Here is a 16,964-nt window from a genome sequence, read left to right on the forward strand (position 1 = left end):
AACTTCAAGTCGACTTGAGGTCAAGCGGTGCAGCATCTGGACATTGCCGAGGTGGCGCAGCAGTCGGGCATTCCGGCCTCGACGCTGCGGTTCTACGACGAGAAGGGGCTGATCGCTTCGACCGGCCGGCGCGGACTGCGCCGCCTGTTCGATCCGGGCGTGCTGGAGCGGCTGGCATTGATTACCGTGGGCCGCGCCGCCGGTTTTTCACTCGATGAAATCGCCCGCATGTTCGCGCCGGAGGGCGCGCCGCGCATCGACCGGCAGATGCTCGCCGCCAAAGCCGACGAGCTCGACCGCACCATCCGAAAGCTGGGCGCCATGCGCGACGGCCTGCGCCACGCGGCCGTGTGCCCCGCACCGAGCCACATGGAATGCCCGACGTTCCGCCGCATCCTGAAGGCGGCCGGGTCGGGCGCCATCGGCGGGCGAAAGAAGAGGAAATCACCTCACCCGCCGGGGAATCAAATCCTGACACAACCGGACCCAGGAACGAGGCGAAACTAGGGCGCTACCCAAGTACACAAACACAGGCCTCGCGCCACCTGCCTCGCTGCTCAGGAAAATAATCTTGCTCTCCAAAGCCAAAGTCGCCCGCATCGCGCTCTCTGCTTCGGCCGCCGCCATCGGCAGCCTCGCCGCCTACTGGACCCTGCTCGCCACGCGGCAGGGGCACATCCTCTTCAATGCCCGCAAGCATCCGGTCGTCCAGCTGTCGGACGACTTCTCCACCTACTCGCACACGGTGCCGGGCGGCATGGTCCGCGGCTATGTCTACCACCCGCAGGGCGAGGCCGCGGTGCAGGACCTGTTCATCTATTTCGCGGGCCGCAGCGAAGACGTTCGCGCCACCGCGCAGACGCTGCACTGGCTGCCGGAAGGCTTCGGCTTCGCCGCCATCAACTACCGCGGCGTGGCCGACTCGCAGGGGCACCCTTCGGAAATTGCCTCCGTCGACGACGGCGCGCAGTTCGCGAAGCATCTGCGCCGGGCCTTTCCGAACGCGCGCCTGCACGTCGTCGGCCGAAGCCTCGGCACAGGCGTGGCGATCCAGCTCGTGGCGCGGCAGTCGTTCGAAAGCCTGCAGCTGGTGACGCCCTACGACTCGATGCTGGAGGTTGCGAAAAAGCGCTTCCCGCTCGTGCCGTTGTCGCTGCTGCTGCGCAACCGCTTCGACTCCCTCACGCACTGCGCGGAGGTCGCAGCCAAGACCCAGGTGCTGCTGGCCGAGCGCGACGATGTCGTGCTGCCCGAGCGCTCGCAAAAACTCATCGCGGCATGGCCGACGCCGGTGTCCGTGGAGACCATTCCAGCGTCGGACCACTACAACATCATGGGTCTCGAAGAGACGTGGCTGCGGCTCATCGACTTTGCGCTGACGGCGATATTGCCGGAGCCGAAGGCGGCGTAAGCTGCCTTTGAATTCGAGAAGCCAGTGATGAAGTTTCAACGCCCCGGCAAGCTGGAGGCATTCCTCCAGCTGGTGGACGGCGCGATCAGTGTGGGATTGATCTCCGGTGCCGCGTTCGCCGCCATCGTCGGGCAGTTCATGCTGGGCGGAATACTGGCGGCACTCGCGATCGGCATGTTCTTGCGATTCAAGCGCGGGCGCGTGCGCAAGTAGCAGGCGCTCCGAAGCCAGCAGGCAGCCGCATCAAAGCCACGGCAAGCCCCGATGGCGATCAAGCCTGTCACGGCGAGCATTGCCGCCGTGTGAACACCGACCGCCGCGAACGCGAGCATCAGCGAACCGGATGCGTCAATCCACGTGCCTGCGCCATCTGTCATGCACAGAGGAATCAAGGCCGGCACCAGCATCAACCCCGCCCCATGCGCGGTAGACATCATGAAGGACCAGAGCGCCAGCCCGGCGTGCCCTGCGGGTGCGCGCGCAGCCTTGGGCGTCCGGCCCCACAGGTGAAGCACCGCGGCCGCAACGAACAGTCCACCGGCAAGCACTTGCATCGACACGCGGTCCATCGCGAGGCCGAACGTCACCGCGCCTGCCACCAGCCCGATCGATGCCGCATGCCCGACCGCGATCGGCATCAGCGCCCGCAGTGCCTGTGCCTGATCTCTTGAACGCACGCCCCACGCGGCGGCCAGCATCCAGCCGGTGGCGGGGTTCAGCCCGTGAAGGGCGCCGATCCCCGCGACGGCGAGCCATGGCCAGAGGTCTGCGGCTGCCACGACATCATCTCCATGCGCTCAGTGGTTGCCGTGGTCGTCGCCGTGGCAGCACGAACCTGCCGCCGGCTTCGCGGCCAGCGGCTGCGGCTCGTAGCGGTCGTGGTGCCGCACCCAATCCATCGCATGCACCGGGTTGTGTTCGTCGCGCCCCTTGGGCACGAGGTCGAGCAGGTTGTACGTGCCCATCATCACTTCGACGCCGCGCTCGTAGGTCGAATAGGTGTGGAAGACCTCGCCCGCGTCGTCCTTATAGAACACGCTGACGCCGGGCGCCTCCTGCGCGGGGAAGGGGCGCACGCTGTAGTTGTAGTAGACCTCGCCCTTGCCCTCGGCCCACTCCTGTGGCCTGAAGCTCACGCCGAAGTCGTAGTTGAAGTCGCTGTCGTATGCCGACACCCACTTGAACTGCCAGCCCATGCGCTCGCGAAAGCGCTCGATCTCGGCCAGCGGCGCGCGCGAGACGACCAGCATCGTCACGTCGCGGTGCTCCAGGTGCACTTTCATGCCCGCGATGTGATCGGCCATGTACGAGCAGCTCGGGCAGCCTTGCTCCCATTCCGGGCCGAGCATGAAGTGCTGCACCACCAGTTGGCGGCGGCCTTCGAAGAGATCGGCGAGCGTGCGCAGGCCTTCGGGCGTGTCGAAGGTGTAGTTCTTCTCGACGCGGGTCCACGGCATGGCGCGGCGCTCGCGAGCGATCTGGTCGCGCAGGTGCGTCAGTTCCTTCTCGCGTGCCAGCAGCGCCTTGCGCTGGGCCAGCCATCGGTCTTTCGAGACGACGGAGTGGTTCTTCAGGTTGGTGGTTTCTGCAACGGCGGTGTTCATGACGTGGTTCTCCTTGAGTCGATGGACCATTCAGGCCTGTGTTCAGGCCCTGGCGGATTTCGGGCGGCGCACGGCGCGGATTTTTCCTGTGCCGCCGCCACCGCAATAGAAGAGATCGGCCCCGTCGGATTCGAGCCCGCTGATGTTCACGCCGCGCGGCATTTCCAGCCGTTCGAGCACGGCGCCGCTCTGGGGGTCGATGTGGCGCAGTTCGCTCTCGTCGCCTTCCCAGGTGGCGTGCCACAGCTCGCCATCGACCCAGGTCACGCCGGTCACGAAGCGGTTCGATTCGATGGTGCGCAACACCGCGCCGGTGGCGGGGTCGATCTGGTGGATCTTGCGGTCGCGGTACTGGCCCACCCAGAGGCTGCCTTCGGCCCAGGTAAGGCCCGAGTCGGCACCGTGGCCGGGTGCGGGAATCGACTTCAGCACGTCGCCGGTGGCGGGGTCGATCTTGTCGATGCGCTCCTCGGCGATCTGGTAGAGGTGCTTGCCATCGAAGGCGGTGCCGGCGTCGGCGGCGCGGTGCAGCGCGCGGGTCTGTTCGCCGCTGTCGGGGTCGAAGGCGATCAGCCGCGCGCCGGTGGCGGCCCAGACGCGCTGGCCGTCGTGCGTCACGCCGCCCACCTTGTCGACGCCGTCGAAGGGTCCGTACTCGCGCACGACCTCGGCCATGCGCGGCGCGGGCTGGGTGCTGCTGTCTCTCTTGTTGCTCATCGCTGGCTCCTTGTGGGGGCACCGCGGACCGGCGCCTTGGAGACAACTTTATGCAATCGGCAGCGAAGAGGGGAGTAACAAGATCGTCGTGAATCCCGCGAGCGGCGGCGCGAGCCAGCGCTGCGCCCGCGCCCGCCCGATGGCGCGCACGCGCCCCTCGGCCTCCAGTTCGGCGAGCGCGCGCTGCACCGTGCGCTGGCTGGCGTCCAGGGCGAGCGCGAGGGCCGAGGTCGACCATGCCGCGCCGTCGGACAGCAGCGCCACCAGCGAGGCCTGTTCGCCGTCGATGGGCGGCACCAGCAGCACCACTTCGCGCCCGTCGCGCGGCTTGAGGGCGAAGCCGCGCGCGGTCGCCTCGATGCCGGCCTCTGCCGCAACGAGCGCGCGCAGGCGGCCGATCTCGACGCGCAGGCGCGCACGCAGCGTTTCGTCGGGGTGGCGGGTGTTGAAGGCGTAGGCGATCAGCGCCTCGCGCTCGACGTCGCCCGGCCAGGCTTCCGCGAGCGCACGCGCCAGCGCGAACAGCACGGGCCGGCGCGCGAGCGGCCGCCACGCATCGCCGGCGCCCACGCCGCGGCGGCAGGCATCGACCACCAGCGCATCCGAGGCCAGGAGTGCGGCGACCTCGTCCAGCCGCAGCGCCTGCTCGCCGCCGGGAAAGAGCCGGCGCGCGGCGGGGCGGTCGAGCGCGGCCAGCGCCTCCGCCACTTCCGCCGCAAGCGCGGGTACGCGGGCGCGACCGGCCGCTTGGTGCGCACGGGCGAGCGAGGCACGCGCGGGGCCGATGCGCAGCGAGCGCAGCGCGAGCTCGGCCGCAGTGAGTTCGGCCACTGCCGCCAGCGGCGGCGACAGCGCCTGGCCATCGAGCAGCGCCAGCGCGGCGGCAGCCTCGTCGAGGCGCCCGAGCAGCAGCAGACGGCGCGCCGCGATGAGCCGCGCCTGCCGCGCATTGGCGAAATCGTCGTGCGCTTCGAGCGTGGCCGCGGCTGCCGCGAGCGCGCGTGGCGTGCCGCCCAGGTCGCGCATCGCCATCGCCACTTCGGCCTCGGCGACGATGCAGCGCGCACGCGCCAGCTCTTCGTGCGCGCCGAAGGCACGCGCGGCGCGGCGCAGCAGTTCGCGGGCGCGCGGGTGTTCGCCGAGTTGCGCCATCGCGATGCCGCGCAGAGCCAGCGCGGGCGGATCGTCGCGCAGGGCGACGCGCTTGAGCGCGCCGAGTGCATCCCCGGCGGCGAGGGCGCGTGCGGAGGCGGCGATCAGGGAGTCCATGGCGCGGAGGCTACACCGACCGGAGACAGTCACCGGCCTACGTGTCCGGCCGGCATGCTTCCTCCTGTCCTACACGCATCTCGCGGCACGGTCCGCAGGATCGGCGCATGAACAAACTGATCCTTGTGGGCGCCAGCGTGGTCGCGTGGTCTTCGTTCGCCGCCGCCGAAGAGGTGAAGGTGCCCATCGAAAGCAGCGACAAGGGCACCGTCTACGTGGCGCCCAACGTCAACTCGACCGAAACCTCGGCCTACACCAAGGGCGCGACCGTCGGCGTTCAGCGCCCCGACGGCAGCGGCACGTACATCGGCACCGACACCTCCATGCCGCGGCCTGTCTACTCGCTCGGCGGCAGCACGGGCGGGAGCCTGTCGTTCAACGGCGGCGTGACTTCCGACGGCAAGGCCAACAACGGGGTGAAGGCGGGCGTCACCATCAAGTACTGATCGATCCGGCCCATCGGACGGCGGCGGCCACTGGCGGGTGCAGGCGGATAGACTGGCGCGCCCCATTGCATGAGGAGACACTTGATGTCGATCGACACTCTCGCCACCTGGCACCGGCTCGTGAAAGCGCGTGACGTGAAGGGGCTCGATGCCCTGCTGGACGACGACGCCGTCTTTCTTTCGCCCGTGGTGCACAAGCCGCAACTGGGCAAGGCCATCACCGCGAAGTACCTGGGCGCGGCCTTCCACGTCTTCTTCAACGAAAGCTTCCGCTACGTGCGCGAACTCAAGGGCGAGCACGATGCGGTGCTCGAATTCGAGGTCGAGATCGATGGCATCTCGGTCAACGGCGTCGACATGATCAAGTGGAACGATGCAGGCAAGATCACCGAGTTCAAGGTGATGCTGCGGCCGTTGAAGGCCGTCAACCTGATCCACGAGAAGATGGGCGCGATGCTGCAGGCGGCATCGTCGCTGTCGTAACCCGAGGCTTCAGACCAGCGTGCCGTACACGATGAACCCGTCGTGCGTGGCCACCTTGTCATAGAGCGTGCGCCCCGCCGTGTTGGTCACATGCGTCTGCCAGTAGACGCGGTGGCCGCCCACGCGCTTCACATGTGCGTACACACCTTCGATCAATTGCCTGCCCACGCCCTTGCCGCGCTCCGATGACAACGTGAACAGGTCCGACAGGTAGCAGGTCGGCTCGATGCGCGTCATGCTGCGGTGAAAGAGGTAGTGCGTGAGCCCCACCAACTGGCCGTCGCGCTCCGCGACGAGCGCATGCACCGGCTCGTACGCATCGAAGAAGCGCTGCCACGTGACCTGCGTGATCTCGTCGGGCAGCGCGGTCGGGCCCTCGCGTCCATAGAAGGCGTTGTAGCCGTCCCAGAGCGGCTTCCAGCCCGCGTAGTCGTCGGGCACTGCAGGGCGGATCAGGAGAGGGGAAGAAGAGGTCGTCGTCATGCGTCGGCTGCCTGCACGTTGTTGAAAAAACGTGCGATTGCAACACGACCCCGGGCTCAGCGGGAGAAGAAATCGCCCAGCGCCGCCTCCGGCAGCCGTTCGCGCAGCCCGATCGCCACCACGGCCGCGCGCGCGCCGTCGGGTTGTGCGGCCTTGCGCAGCGAACCATGGCGGCCCGCGAACTGCACCTCCGACCATTCGTCGCCGCCCGCGCCATGGCCGGTTCGCAGCACGCCCTTGAGCCGCAGCACGCCGGGGGGCAGCTCGCGCAGCCAGGCGCGCAACGCGGCGGCGGGGATGACCGTCTCGGGCTGCGCGCTCCAGGTCGCGAACAGGGCGCCGTGGTCGGGCGCGTGATCGTGGTGGTCATGGAGATGACAGTCGGGGCCGCAGGCATGAACCGCCGCGTGCGCAGTCGCAGGCAGCGCCAGGCCGCTCAGCAGCGACAGCGGCACCGTCGATTGCGCGGTCTGGATGCACGGCGTCCCGGGCGCGGTGGCGTCCACCCAGGCCCGCGCTTCGGCCAGGGCCGTTTCGCTCGCCAGGTCGATCTTGTTGACCACCACCAGGTCGGCCGACTTCAGCTGTCGCGCCAGCGTGTCCGCCAGCAGCGGGTCGCGCGATTGCCGCGCCGCGGCGCTGGCGTCGACCAGCACGATCACGCCCTCCAGGCTCAGCTCCGGCGCGGCCATGCCGATCTGCGCGATGCGCCAGGGGTCCGACACGCCGCTCGCCTCGATCACCACCGCGTCGAACGGCGTCTTCGCCTCGATCACCTCGACCAGCGCGCGGCCCAGGTCGTCGCCGATCTGGCAGCACACGCAGCCGTTGGTCAGCGCGAGCGTGTCGCCGTGCGTGGCGGCGATGAGGTCCGCATCGATGTTGAGCGCGCCGAAGTCGTTCACCAGCACCGCCATGCGCAGGCCCTTCGCCTCGCGCAGCCAGCGGTTGAGCAGCGTGGTCTTGCCGGCGCCCAGGAAGCCGCCGATGACGGTGAACGGCAGGCGTTTTCTCGTCGGCATCACGGGAGCTCCGTTCAAGCGTATTGCGCCTTGAAGACGCGGCCCGAGAGCACCGTGCCCCACACGCGCGCATCCTTCAGGGCCATCGGGTCCATCTCGAGCGGGTCGTCTTCGAGCACGCAGAAATCGGCGCACTTGCCGCACTCGATGCTGCCGATCTCGCCGTCGAGCTTCAGCGTCCAGGCCGCGCCGAGCGTGATGGCGCGCAGCGCCTCGGCCACCGTGATGCGCTCGGCCTCGCCCAGCAGCCGGCCCTTGGGCGTCACGCGGTTCACCGCGCACCACGCGGTGAAGAGCGGCCCGAGCGGCGTGACCGGCGCATCGGAGTGGATGGCCAGCGGCACGCCCGCGGCCAGCGCGCTGCCGCAGGCATCGAGCCGGTTGGCGCGGTCGGGGCCCATGGTCATCTCGTAGTGCTGGTCGCCCCAGTACCAGATGTGGTTGGCAAAGAGGTTGGCGCAGAGGCCCAGCGACGCCATGCGGCGGAACAGCGGCGCGTCGATCATCTGGCCGTGCTGCAGCGTGTGGCGGTGGTCGGGTCGCGGCGCGCGCGTGAGCACGCGTTCGATGGCGTCGATGGCGACCTCGCTCGCCTCGTCGCCGTTGGTGTGCGTGTGGATGGTGAGGCCGGCGCGGTGGTAGGTCTCGAAGTCGGCCTCGTACTGCGCGGGCGCCGTGACCCAGATGCCGTTGGGCGCGCCGTTGAAATGCCCCGGCCAGCGCAGCCGCGCCGAAAACCCCTGGATCGAACCGTCGAGCATCATCTTCACGAGGCCGTAGCGCAGGCGGTCGGTGTTGCGCGGCACGAGGCTCTTCACATGCTCCGCGCCGAGGGCAGCGCCGTGCGTGCCGTGAAAGGCCTGGAACGCGGGGAGGATGCGCACGCCGAAGCCGTCGTCGCCGGTCGCCGTCTCCAGCACGCCGCAGTCTTCGGGCGTGAGCTTGTTCACCAGATCGGTCGCGGTGGTCACGCCCTGCAGGCAGGCCAGCTTCGCGAAGGAGCGCACGCCGGCCTCGGTCATCGGCGCGAGCAGGCCGGCGTTGCCGATCTTGCGCAGCACCAGGAACATGGCGGCCGGCTCCTGCAGCTCGCCGGTGGGCTCGCCTTCGCTCGTGCCCCCGGCGAACTTGACCACGCCCTCGACCTCGTTGTCGCGCGTGATCTCGGCGATGCGCAGCATCGCGCTGTTCACGTTCATCAGGTGGCCGTTGGCATGGCCGATGACGATGGGGCGCGTGGCGCTCGCGCGGTCCACATGCCGCACGGTCATTCGCTCGCCGCCGAAGTAGATCGGGTCGAACCCCCAGGCGATGAGCGGCTCGGTGTCGGGCACGCCGTCGGCGGTCATCTTCGCGGCCACCTCAGTGAGGCGCGCCACCACCTCGTCCATCGAGCGCAGGCCGCTCCAGGTCTTGCCCGAGGGGTCGCGGCGGTCGAACCAGCCGAGGTACGTCCAGTCCCACATGCTGCCTTCCTTCAGGTGGCAGTGGCCCTCCACGAGGCCGGGCATCAGCACCTTGCCGGCAAAGCGTTCGTCCAGCGTGAACGCGCCCCAGGCCTGCATGTCCGCAAGCGCGCCGACCGCCAGCACGCGGCCGTCGCGCACCGCCACGTGGGTGGCGTGCGGCTGCATCGGGTTCATGGTGATGATCTTGCGGGCGGCGTAGACGGTGGTGGTTGCGTGGTTTGGACTCATGGCGACTCTGGAATCGAAAGAGGCGGGTGCGGCCGGCCGTCGACGAGATCGACGCGCCTGCAGCGCACCCAGTGATCGGGCGCGACCTCGCGCAGCGGCGGCAGCTCGGCCGCGCAGGCCGGCTCGACCACGGGGCAGCGCCCTGCGAAGCGGCAGCCCTTGGGCGGATCGATGGGGCTGGGCGGATCGCCGCTCAGCTTGATGCGGTTCGCGGCGCGGCGGCGGCCGCCACTGACCGTCGGCACCGCCGACATCAGCGCCACGCTGTACGGATGCAGCGGCCGCGCGAAGAAGCTGCGCCGCGGCGCGCGCTCGACGATCTGGCCCAGGTACATCACGGCGATGTCGTCGCAGATGTGCTCCACCACCGCCATGTCGTGCGAGATGAAAAGATAGGTCAGCCCCAGCTCGCGCTGCAGCCGCGCGAGCAGGTTGAGGATCTGCGCGCGGATCGCGATGTCCAGCGCCGACACCGGCTCGTCGCACACCACCAGCTCGGGGTTGGTGGCCAGCGCCCGCGCGATGTTGATGCGCTGGCGCTGCCCGCCCGAGAACTGGTGCGGAAACAGGTGCTGCTGCTCGGGCCTGAGGCCCACGGCCTCGAAGAGTTCGGCCACGCGGCGAGTGCGCTCCTCGGGCGTGCCGACGCGCATCAGATCCAGCGGCGCGCGCACCGCCGCACCCGCGCGCTCGCGCGGGTTGAGCGAGGAGAACGGGTCCTGGAAAATGATCTGCATGCGCGTGCGCGCCTGCCGCAGCGCCTCGCCCTGCAGCGCGCCCAGGTCGGTGTCGCCCAGCTGCATGCGGCCCGAGGTGACGGGCGCGAGCCGCATCACCGCCAACGCGGTCGTCGTCTTGCCCGAGCCCGATTCGCCCACCACCGCGAGCGTGCTCCCGCGGCGCACCGCGAACGACACGCCATCCACCGCCTTCACCACCTCGGGCTTGCGGCCCCAGCCGGACTTGCCGCGCGGAAAATGCACCTTCAGGTCATCGACCGAGAGCAGGGTGTCGGTCTTGCCGATGAATGTCATGCCGCCTCCCGTTCGCGTGCTTCGAGGATCTTGAAGGTTTCGGCATGCAGCCAGCAGGCCGCGCCATGCGGCGTGCCGGCCGCCGCTTCGCCAGTCACCGCGAACATCGGCGGCACCTCGGCCGCGCAGCGGTCCATGGCGCGCGGGCAGCGCTCGCGAAAGGCGCAGCCCGTGCCCAGCTCCCAGATCGAGGGCACCACGCCCGCGATTTCGGCGAGGTCTTCGCGCGCGTCGCCTTCCCGGGCCGCGCTGCTGCCGAGCTCGGGCAGGCAGTCGATGAGGCCGCGCGTGTAGGGATGGCCGGGTTCGGACAGCACCTGCTCGGTCGTGCCCTGTTCGATGACGCGGCCGGCATACATCACCATCACGCGGTCGGCCATCTCCGCGACCGCGCCCATGTCGTGCGTGATGAGCATGATGGCCGTGCCCTTCTCGCGCTGCAGCTCGCGCAGCAGGTCGAAGATCTGTGCCTGCACCGTCACGTCCAGCGCGGTGGTGGGTTCGTCGGCAATGAGGATGTCGGGCCGGCAGGCCAGCGCCATGGCGATCATCACGCGCTGGCGCATGCCGCCGGAGAGCTGGTGCGGGTATTCGTCCACGCGCCGCTCGGGCGCCGGAATGCCCACCTGGCGCAGCATCTCCACGGTGCGCTCGCGTGCCTCGCGCGCGTTCATGCCGGCATGCAGCTGCAGCGATTCGCCGATCTGGTCGCCCACTGTGAACACCGGGTTCAGCGAGGTCATCGGCTCCTGGAAGATCATCGAGATGCGGTTGCCGCGCACCTCGCGCATGCGCGCGTCGCTCGCCTGCACCAGGTCTTCGCCCTGGAACAGCACACGGCCGTCGCGAATGCGCCCGGGCGGCGACGGAATGAGCCGCAGCAGCGCCAGCGCCGTCATGCTCTTGCCGCAGCCCGACTCGCCGACCACGCACAGCGTTTCGCCGGCGCGGATCTCGAAGTCGACCCCGTTGAGCACCAGCGCCTGGCCGCGGCGGGTCTTGAACTCGACATGCAGGTCCTGCACTCGCAGCAGTGCGTCGTCGTTGCGCGTGGCCATCAGCGCTCCCTCAGTTTGGGGTTGAGGGCATCGTTCAGTCCGTCGCCGATGAGGCTCACGGCCAGTACGGTGATGAAAATTGCCGCGCCCGGAAAGGCCACCGCCCACCAGCAAGAAAGCACGTACTGCCGGCTCGAGCCGATCATCAGGCCCCAGCTCATCTGGTTCGGATCGCCCAGCCCGAGGAACGACAGGCCCGCCTCGAACAGGATGGCCGCACCGATGGCCAGCGTGGCCGACACCACCAGCGGCGGCAATGCGTTCGGCAGGATCACCTTCCAGATGATGCGTGCATCGCGAGCGCCAATGGCCCGCTCGGCGCGCACGAACTCCAGCCCGCGGTACTTCATGAACTCGGCGCGCGTGAGGCGCGCGGTGCCGGTCCAGCTGACGATGCCGATGGCCAGCGTCACCGTCACCAGCGTGGGCGAAAAGAGGGTGACCACCACCATCGCGAAGAGCAGGGCGGGCAGCACCTGGAAGAACTCGGTGAGCTTCATCAGCGCCGCATCGACCTTGCCGCCGTAGTAGCCCGCGAAGGCACCGAGCGTGATGCCGATCACCACCGACAGCAGCGCGGCGACCGCGCCCACCAGCAGCGTGGCGCGTCCGCCGTAGACGAGCGCGGTGAGCACGTCGCGCCCGAGGTAGTCGCTGCCCAGCCACGCGTCTTCGCTGAAGGGCGGGGTGAGCGGCGCGGCCTTGATCTCGAACGGGTCGGCCGGGTAGACCCAGGGCCCGGCGATGGCCACCGCCAGCATCAGCACCAGCATGACCATGCCGGCGATGGCGGCGGGGTTGCGCAGGAACATGCGCATCGCTTCCGTGCCCGGGTGCTCCACCCGCACCGCCGCGGGCGGGGCCTTGGGCGCCTTGGAAGCTTTTGAAGATGCGGCGACAGAAGGCATCGTGATCACCTTGCTCATGAGGCCTTGATCCTCGGGTCGATGAAGCGATAGCAGAGGTCGGTGAGCTGGTTCATCACCACCACCACGACCGAGGAGAACAGCAGCACGCCGAGGATGGTCGGGTAGTCGCGCCGCAGCACCGACTCGAAGGCCAGCCGGCCGAGGCCCGGCCAGTTGAACACCGTCTCCACCAGGATGGCGCCGGCCAGCACGTTGCCGAACTGCAGCCCCAGCACCGTGACCACCGGCAGCAGCGCATTGCGCAGCGCATGCTTGTAGAGCACCACCCGGTCGGCCAGCCCCTTGGCGCGCGCGGTGCGGATGAAGTCCGAGCCCAGCACGTCCAGCATCGAGGAGCGCGCAAGGCGGCTGTACTGCGCGAGGTACACCAGGCTCAGCGTGAGCGTGGGAAGCACCAGGTGATGCGCCACGTCGAGCATGTCCTTCAGGCCGCCGCCGCCGGTGGAATCGATGGAGCGCATGCCCGCCACCGGAAGAATGGGGAACACCGACGCCAGCAGGATCACCAGCATGATGCCCAGCCAGAAGACGGGTGCCGCGAACCCCACCAGCGACAGCACCGTGATGAACTGCGAGAGCCAACCGTTGGGCTTGCGCGACGACAGCACCCCGAGCGCCGTGCCCACGAAGAAGGCCAGCAGCACCGCGCTGAGCACCAGCAGCAGCGTGGCGGGCACACGCTCGGCGATCATGGCCGTCACCGGCAAATTGAAGAAGTACGAGTAGCCCAGGTCGCCCCGCGCCACCTTGCCCAGGTACACGCCCAGCTGCACCGGCAGCGATTGGTCCAGCCCGTACTGCGTGCGCAGTTGCGCCATCAGCTCGGGCGACATGCCGCCGCTGGCCCCGGCGATGGTTTCCACCGGGTCGCCCGGCGCGGCGTGCACCAGCACGAAATTGAGCACCACCACTGCGAGCACCAGGCCCAGGGCCTGGAGCAGTCGCGAGGCGGCGTAGCGAAGCGTTCCCATGGCGCTCGCCCTACTTGAAGTACACCTCGTCCATCGGCGAGAGCGGTCCCCAGATGGTGGCGGGCACGTTGCCCAGCTTCTTGCTCGCGATGGTGTGGTAGGGCACCTGGTTGATGAACTCGATCGGCAGGTCGTCCGTCACGATCTTCTGGAAGGTCGCGTAGTAGGCCTTGCGCTGGGTCGGATCGATCAGCCCGCCCGCGGTGTTGAGCAGCTCGTCCACCTTCGGGTTGGCATACGACTGCGTGTTCGTCCAGACGATCGGCTTGATGTTGGTCGACAGGTACGTGCGGTGCACGCCGATGATCGGATCGCCCCAGTTGAACACCAGGTCCATCGACATGTCGAAGTCGTGCGAGGCCAGCCGCTTGGCCCACGCCGGAAAGTCGGCCGAGGCGCGCACCTCCACCGTGATGCCCACCTTCTTGAGCTGGCCGCGGATGTATTCGGCCACGTTCTTCTGCTGGTCGTCGGCGCCCGGCAGGTAGTCGATGGTGAGCTTGAAGCGCTCGCCGTTCGCGCCCGCCTTGTAGCCCGCCGCATCGAGCATTTCGCCGGCCTTCTTCAGGTCGAGCGGGTAGCGCACGAGGTCGTTCACCGCGAAGGGGCTCGCGGCCACCAGCGGGCCGTCGGAGACGGTCGCGAAGCCGCCCATGAGCGCCTTGGCGATGAAGTTCTTGTCGATGGCCGTCGCGATGGCCTTGCGCACCTGCACGTCCGAGAGCGGCTTCTTCGCCGTGTTGAAGGCCAGCCAGTTGAGCGCGCCGATGCCGTCGTAGCCCTTGGAGGTGAGCGACACCTTCGGGTCCGTCGCCATGCGGCGCAGGTCCGTGGGCAGCGTGGCGAAGGGCAGCATCTGGATGTCGCCGCGCTCCAGGCCGAGCATGAGGCTGGCCATGTCGGGCGTGACGTTGACGATCACCTTGTCCAGGTAGGGCTTGCCGGCCAGGAAGAACTTGTCGAAGCGCTCCAGCACGATGCGTTGCGCCGGCTTGAACTCGGTCACGCGGAACGGGCCCGAGCCCACCACGTCGGTGGTGTTGCGCGGATGGTTCTTCAGGTCCTGCCCGTCGCCGTAGATGTGCTTCGGAAGAATGGGGCACAGCGCCGGCGACATCGCCAGCACGATGGCCGGGTGCGGCACGCTCATGCGGATGATGGCCGTCTGCGCATCGGGCGTCTCCACCTTCTCGACCGGGCCGAGCATGGTGGTGAACGGATGGTTCGCCTTGATGGCCATCACCGAGAACGCCACGTCGGCCGAGGTGACCGGCTTGCCGTCATGGAACACCGCGTCCTTGCGCAGCTTGAGCGTGAGCGACTTGCCGTCGTCGGCGAGCTTCCACGATTCGGCCAGGTACGGCTGCGGGTTCCACTTGTCGTCGAAGCGCAGCGGGCTCGCGAAGATCTGCGTGGAGGGCATCGCGGTCGCAATGCCCGACTGCACCGCGCCGTTCAGGTGCCGCGGCGTCTGTGTGCTGCCGATCACCAGCGTGCCGCCGCGCCTGGGCTCGTCGGCGGCCGATGCGGGCAGCGGGAGCAGCGCGCTCGCGGCCACCGAGGCGGCCGAGAGCAGGGTGGCACGGCGCGTGAAACGGGGAAGGGACATGGCAGGACCTCTGGAAGTTCGACACAGGCAACAGGCTTCGGCCGCTCGGGCCTTGGCGTCGAAGATAGGCGCTGGCTGCTTGCAGGCGAAGAGCCAACCGCGCGCGACTCGCAGGGCCAGAAGCCACGGGTTTGCCCCGTTGTGCACCAGCGGCATGCGCCACTTCGGTGAATGCGCGCGGGCGGTGCGCGGCCCGCCTATTTCTCGTCGCGCAGCCAATACCACTTGTAGAGCGCGCGCTGCCCGATGCGCCGAAACGGCGCGAATGCGCGCGACTCCACCAGGCCCATCACGTTCGGGAACGGCAGTGGCGAGCGATAGATCGGCAGCTCGAACACATCCTTGCCCGTGTCCTTGCCCGCCACGCGCTCGGCCAGCCGCTTGCCGGCCCATGTCGAGAACGACACGCCGTTGCCGCCGTAGCCGACCGCATACCAGATCTTCTTGGCCGCATCGGGCTGCGTGATGCGCGGCATCATGTCGTGGCTCATGTCGACCCAGCCCCACCACGAGTAGTCGATGCGGATGTCGGTGAGCGGCGGAAACTTGCGTGCGATCGCATCGGTCAGCAGCTTCAGGTGCACCGGATCCTCGGCATCCGCGCCGCTCACCGCGCTGCGGCTGCCGATCTGCAGCCGGTTGCCCTTGAGCAGCCGGTAGTAGAAGCGCAGCGTGCGCGTGTCCGTCAAGAAGGTGTGCGACTTGAAGTTGGTGGCGGCCAGCTCCGCATCGCTCAGTGGCCGCGTCACCACCGAGTTCGAGAGGATCGGCATGATCCGGTTCTTCAGCATCGGGCTCAGCGCCTGCCCCGTGTAGCCCCCGGTGCACACCGCCACGCGGCGCGCGCGCACCGTGCCGGCGGGGGTGCGCAGGTGGTGCACGCCGTCGATGGTGTGCCAGCCCTGCACCGGGCTCGAGGTGTGCACCGTCACGCCCAGCGCGCGCGCGCGGCGCATCAGCCCGAAGGTGAATTTCAGCGGATGGATGCCCACGCCCTCGGCCTCGAACATCGCGCCCTTGGCCTCGCGCTCGTCGCAGTAGTCGCGCCGCAGTTCCTCGGTGCCCATCATGCGGGTGGCGTAGCCGAAGGTCTCGCGCATCAGGCGGGCCTCGGCTTCGAGGCCGACCAGTTTCTCGGGCCGGTGCGCAAGGTAGAGATGGCCGCCATCGAAGGCATCGCAATCGATCTGCGTCGTGAGGTGGCGAAAATTCTCGAAGCCGCTGCGGATTTCCGCGTCGAGCTTCTTCGCGGTGTCCAGGCCCCAGCGCTCGATCCACTGCGAGCGCTTCAGGCGCCCGCTCGCGTTCTGGCCCTGGCCACCGCTGCGGCTGGAGCAGCCCCACGCCGCCTGGTTGGCTTCGAGCACCGTGGCCTGGATGCCGTGTTCCTCCGCGAGGTAGAGCGCGGTCGCCATGCCCGTGGCGCCCGAACCGATGATGGCCACGTCCACGTCGATGTCTTGCAGCAGGGGGCCGTCGTCTTCGGGCGGCGTGCCTGCGCTCGCCACCCACCAGGTGGGCGCGTACGCGCGGCCGGCGCCGGGGTCGGGCGCGAGCAGCGGGTCGTATTGCGGGTCGTAGGGGCGGAACGGGTCTTGCGGTGGTTGCATGGGGGCGGCGCCGTCGATGGTCGCGGCGCTGGCGTCACTGTTGAATCGGGCGGTCCCTGCTGCGATGGTCATGAGAGGGCTCCAGGTGAAAAAGACAGGTCGTTGCCGCCCAGCTACTTCGCTGCCGGCAGGTTCGGCCGGGCCTTGCGGAACACGTTCTTCAGGTGGATCTTTCCGTCCCTGAAGGTGAAGACGTCGATGCCGTCCGTCTCGATGCGGCTGCCGTCGGCGGCGGTGCCGGTGAAGGTCCATTGCGAGGTGCCGAAATCGCCGTGCACGAAGTGCTGGCCGTTGATCCACTGCGCATCGGGCACCGCCTGCCAGGCGCCCGCGAAGGCCTTGCGCACCGCCTCCGTGCCCACGTGACGGGTGCCGCAGGCGTCGGGGCCTGCCGCGGTCTGGAAGATGCAGTCCGGCGTCATGAAGCCCATCAGTGCGTCGATGTCGTGGCGGTTCCAGGCGTCGCTGAAGGCGGCGAGGGTGTCGGTGGTCACTGAAGAAGAAGGTTGGGCGGTCACGCGGAACTCCGGAGCGGAAGAAATGAATGGCACAAGCGTAGGCAGCCGGGTGGCGGCGCGATAGGGCCAGATGGGGTGATTCGACCGAGCCAGAACGCCATGG

17 protein-coding genes and 1 pseudogene are annotated in these 16,964 nt (G+C 68.7%); 4 read left to right on the forward strand and 14 right to left on the reverse strand.

The annotated features are described in order from the left end of the window. Positions 1 to 27: 27 nt before the first annotated feature. Together J2W23_RS11625 and J2W23_RS11630 are read left to right on the forward strand one after the other, a co-directional pair. A complete protein-coding gene (locus J2W23_RS11625) occupies positions 28 to 507 on the forward strand; it encodes a helix-turn-helix domain-containing protein (protein ID WP_307648828.1) in 480 nt (159 codons plus the stop codon). Between the two features lie 64 nt (positions 508 to 571). Continuing rightward, positions 572 to 1,411 carry an alpha/beta hydrolase gene (locus J2W23_RS11630; RefSeq protein ID WP_307648829.1) on the forward strand — a complete coding sequence of 280 codons (840 nt, stop codon included), beginning with the start codon at positions 572 to 574 and terminating at the stop codon, positions 1,409 to 1,411. Between the two features lie 218 nt (positions 1,412 to 1,629). Here the strand turns inward: J2W23_RS11630 and J2W23_RS11635 are convergent. The 4 genes and pseudogenes from J2W23_RS11635 to J2W23_RS11650 all read right to left on the reverse strand — a co-directional run. After that, positions 1,630 to 2,190: pseudogene (locus tag J2W23_RS11635) on the reverse strand (hypothetical protein); the annotation flags it as partial. 18 nt (positions 2,191 to 2,208) lie between these two features. Continuing rightward, positions 2,209 to 3,015, reverse strand: coding sequence for a DUF899 domain-containing protein (locus J2W23_RS11640; protein ID WP_176659766.1), 807 nt, complete (start codon positions 3,013 to 3,015; stop codon positions 2,209 to 2,211). A 42-nt stretch (positions 3,016 to 3,057) separates the two neighbouring features. After that, a complete protein-coding gene (locus tag J2W23_RS11645; protein WP_307648830.1) occupies positions 3,058 to 3,732 on the reverse strand; it encodes a Vgb family protein in 675 nt (224 codons plus the stop codon). A gap of 48 nt (positions 3,733 to 3,780) precedes the next feature. Next, the gene (locus tag J2W23_RS11650; RefSeq protein WP_307648831.1) at positions 3,781 to 5,001 is read right to left on the reverse strand and encodes a helix-turn-helix domain-containing protein; all 1,221 of its coding nucleotides are present in this window, start codon (positions 4,999 to 5,001) and stop codon (positions 3,781 to 3,783) included. 107 nt (positions 5,002 to 5,108) lie between these two features. Here J2W23_RS11650 and J2W23_RS11655 point away from each other — a divergent pair, with 107 nt between their 5' ends. Beyond that, a complete protein-coding gene (locus J2W23_RS11655; RefSeq protein WP_176659769.1) occupies positions 5,109 to 5,447 on the forward strand; it encodes a hypothetical protein in 339 nt (112 codons plus the stop codon). A gap of 84 nt (positions 5,448 to 5,531) precedes the next feature. Next, positions 5,532 to 5,930, forward strand: coding sequence for a nuclear transport factor 2 family protein (locus J2W23_RS11660; RefSeq protein ID WP_307648832.1), 399 nt, complete (start codon positions 5,532 to 5,534; stop codon positions 5,928 to 5,930). Positions 5,931 to 5,939: 9 nt separating this feature from the next. Here J2W23_RS11660 and J2W23_RS11665 read toward each other — a convergent pair whose 3' ends face one another. The 10 genes from J2W23_RS11665 to J2W23_RS11710 form a co-directional block, all read right to left on the reverse strand. After that, positions 5,940 to 6,413, reverse strand: a complete 474-nt coding sequence (locus J2W23_RS11665; protein WP_176659771.1) for a GNAT family N-acetyltransferase — start codon at positions 6,411 to 6,413, stop codon at positions 5,940 to 5,942. Positions 6,414 to 6,469: 56 nt separating this feature from the next. Further along, a complete protein-coding gene (locus tag J2W23_RS11670; RefSeq protein ID WP_307648833.1) occupies positions 6,470 to 7,435 on the reverse strand; it encodes a CobW family GTP-binding protein in 966 nt (321 codons plus the stop codon). 14 nt (positions 7,436 to 7,449) lie between these two features. Then, positions 7,450 to 9,132, reverse strand: a complete 1,683-nt coding sequence (locus tag J2W23_RS11675) for an amidohydrolase (RefSeq protein ID WP_307648834.1) — start codon at positions 9,130 to 9,132, stop codon at positions 7,450 to 7,452. Further along, positions 9,129 to 10,166 carry an ABC transporter ATP-binding protein gene (locus tag J2W23_RS11680; RefSeq protein ID WP_307648835.1) on the reverse strand — a complete coding sequence of 346 codons (1,038 nt, stop codon included), beginning with the start codon at positions 10,164 to 10,166 and terminating at the stop codon, positions 9,129 to 9,131. Before J2W23_RS11680 ends, J2W23_RS11675 begins: the two co-directional genes overlap by 4 nt. After that, positions 10,163 to 11,224, reverse strand: coding sequence for an ABC transporter ATP-binding protein (locus J2W23_RS11685; protein ID WP_307648836.1), 1,062 nt, complete (start codon positions 11,222 to 11,224; stop codon positions 10,163 to 10,165). Before J2W23_RS11685 ends, J2W23_RS11680 begins: the two co-directional genes overlap by 4 nt. After that, positions 11,224 to 12,150 carry an ABC transporter permease gene (locus J2W23_RS11690; protein WP_373423920.1) on the reverse strand — a complete coding sequence of 309 codons (927 nt, stop codon included), beginning with the start codon at positions 12,148 to 12,150 and terminating at the stop codon, positions 11,224 to 11,226. The genes J2W23_RS11685 and J2W23_RS11690 overlap by 1 nt, the downstream gene beginning before the upstream one ends. Then, positions 12,147 to 13,124, reverse strand: coding sequence for an ABC transporter permease (locus J2W23_RS11695; protein WP_307648837.1), 978 nt, complete (start codon positions 13,122 to 13,124; stop codon positions 12,147 to 12,149). The genes J2W23_RS11690 and J2W23_RS11695 overlap by 4 nt, the downstream gene beginning before the upstream one ends. Before the next feature lie 10 nt (positions 13,125 to 13,134). Next, complete coding sequence (locus tag J2W23_RS11700) at positions 13,135 to 14,733, reverse strand: ABC transporter substrate-binding protein (RefSeq protein WP_307648838.1); 1,599 nt, start codon at positions 14,731 to 14,733, stop codon at positions 13,135 to 13,137. 197 nt (positions 14,734 to 14,930) lie between these two features. After that, entirely contained in the window at positions 14,931 to 16,343 is a 1,413-nt protein-coding gene (locus tag J2W23_RS11705; protein WP_307648882.1) for an NAD(P)/FAD-dependent oxidoreductase, read from the reverse strand. 113 nt (positions 16,344 to 16,456) lie between these two features. Further along, positions 16,457 to 16,861 (reverse strand): nuclear transport factor 2 family protein, encoded by a 405-nt coding sequence (locus J2W23_RS11710; protein ID WP_176659779.1) that lies wholly within the window; start codon positions 16,859 to 16,861, stop codon positions 16,457 to 16,459. Between the last annotated feature and the right edge of the window lie 103 nt (positions 16,862 to 16,964).

The sequence above is a fragment of the Variovorax boronicumulans genome, assembly GCF_030812215.1.
Taxonomy (GTDB): Bacteria; Pseudomonadota; Gammaproteobacteria; order Burkholderiales; family Burkholderiaceae_C; genus Variovorax; species Variovorax boronicumulans_C.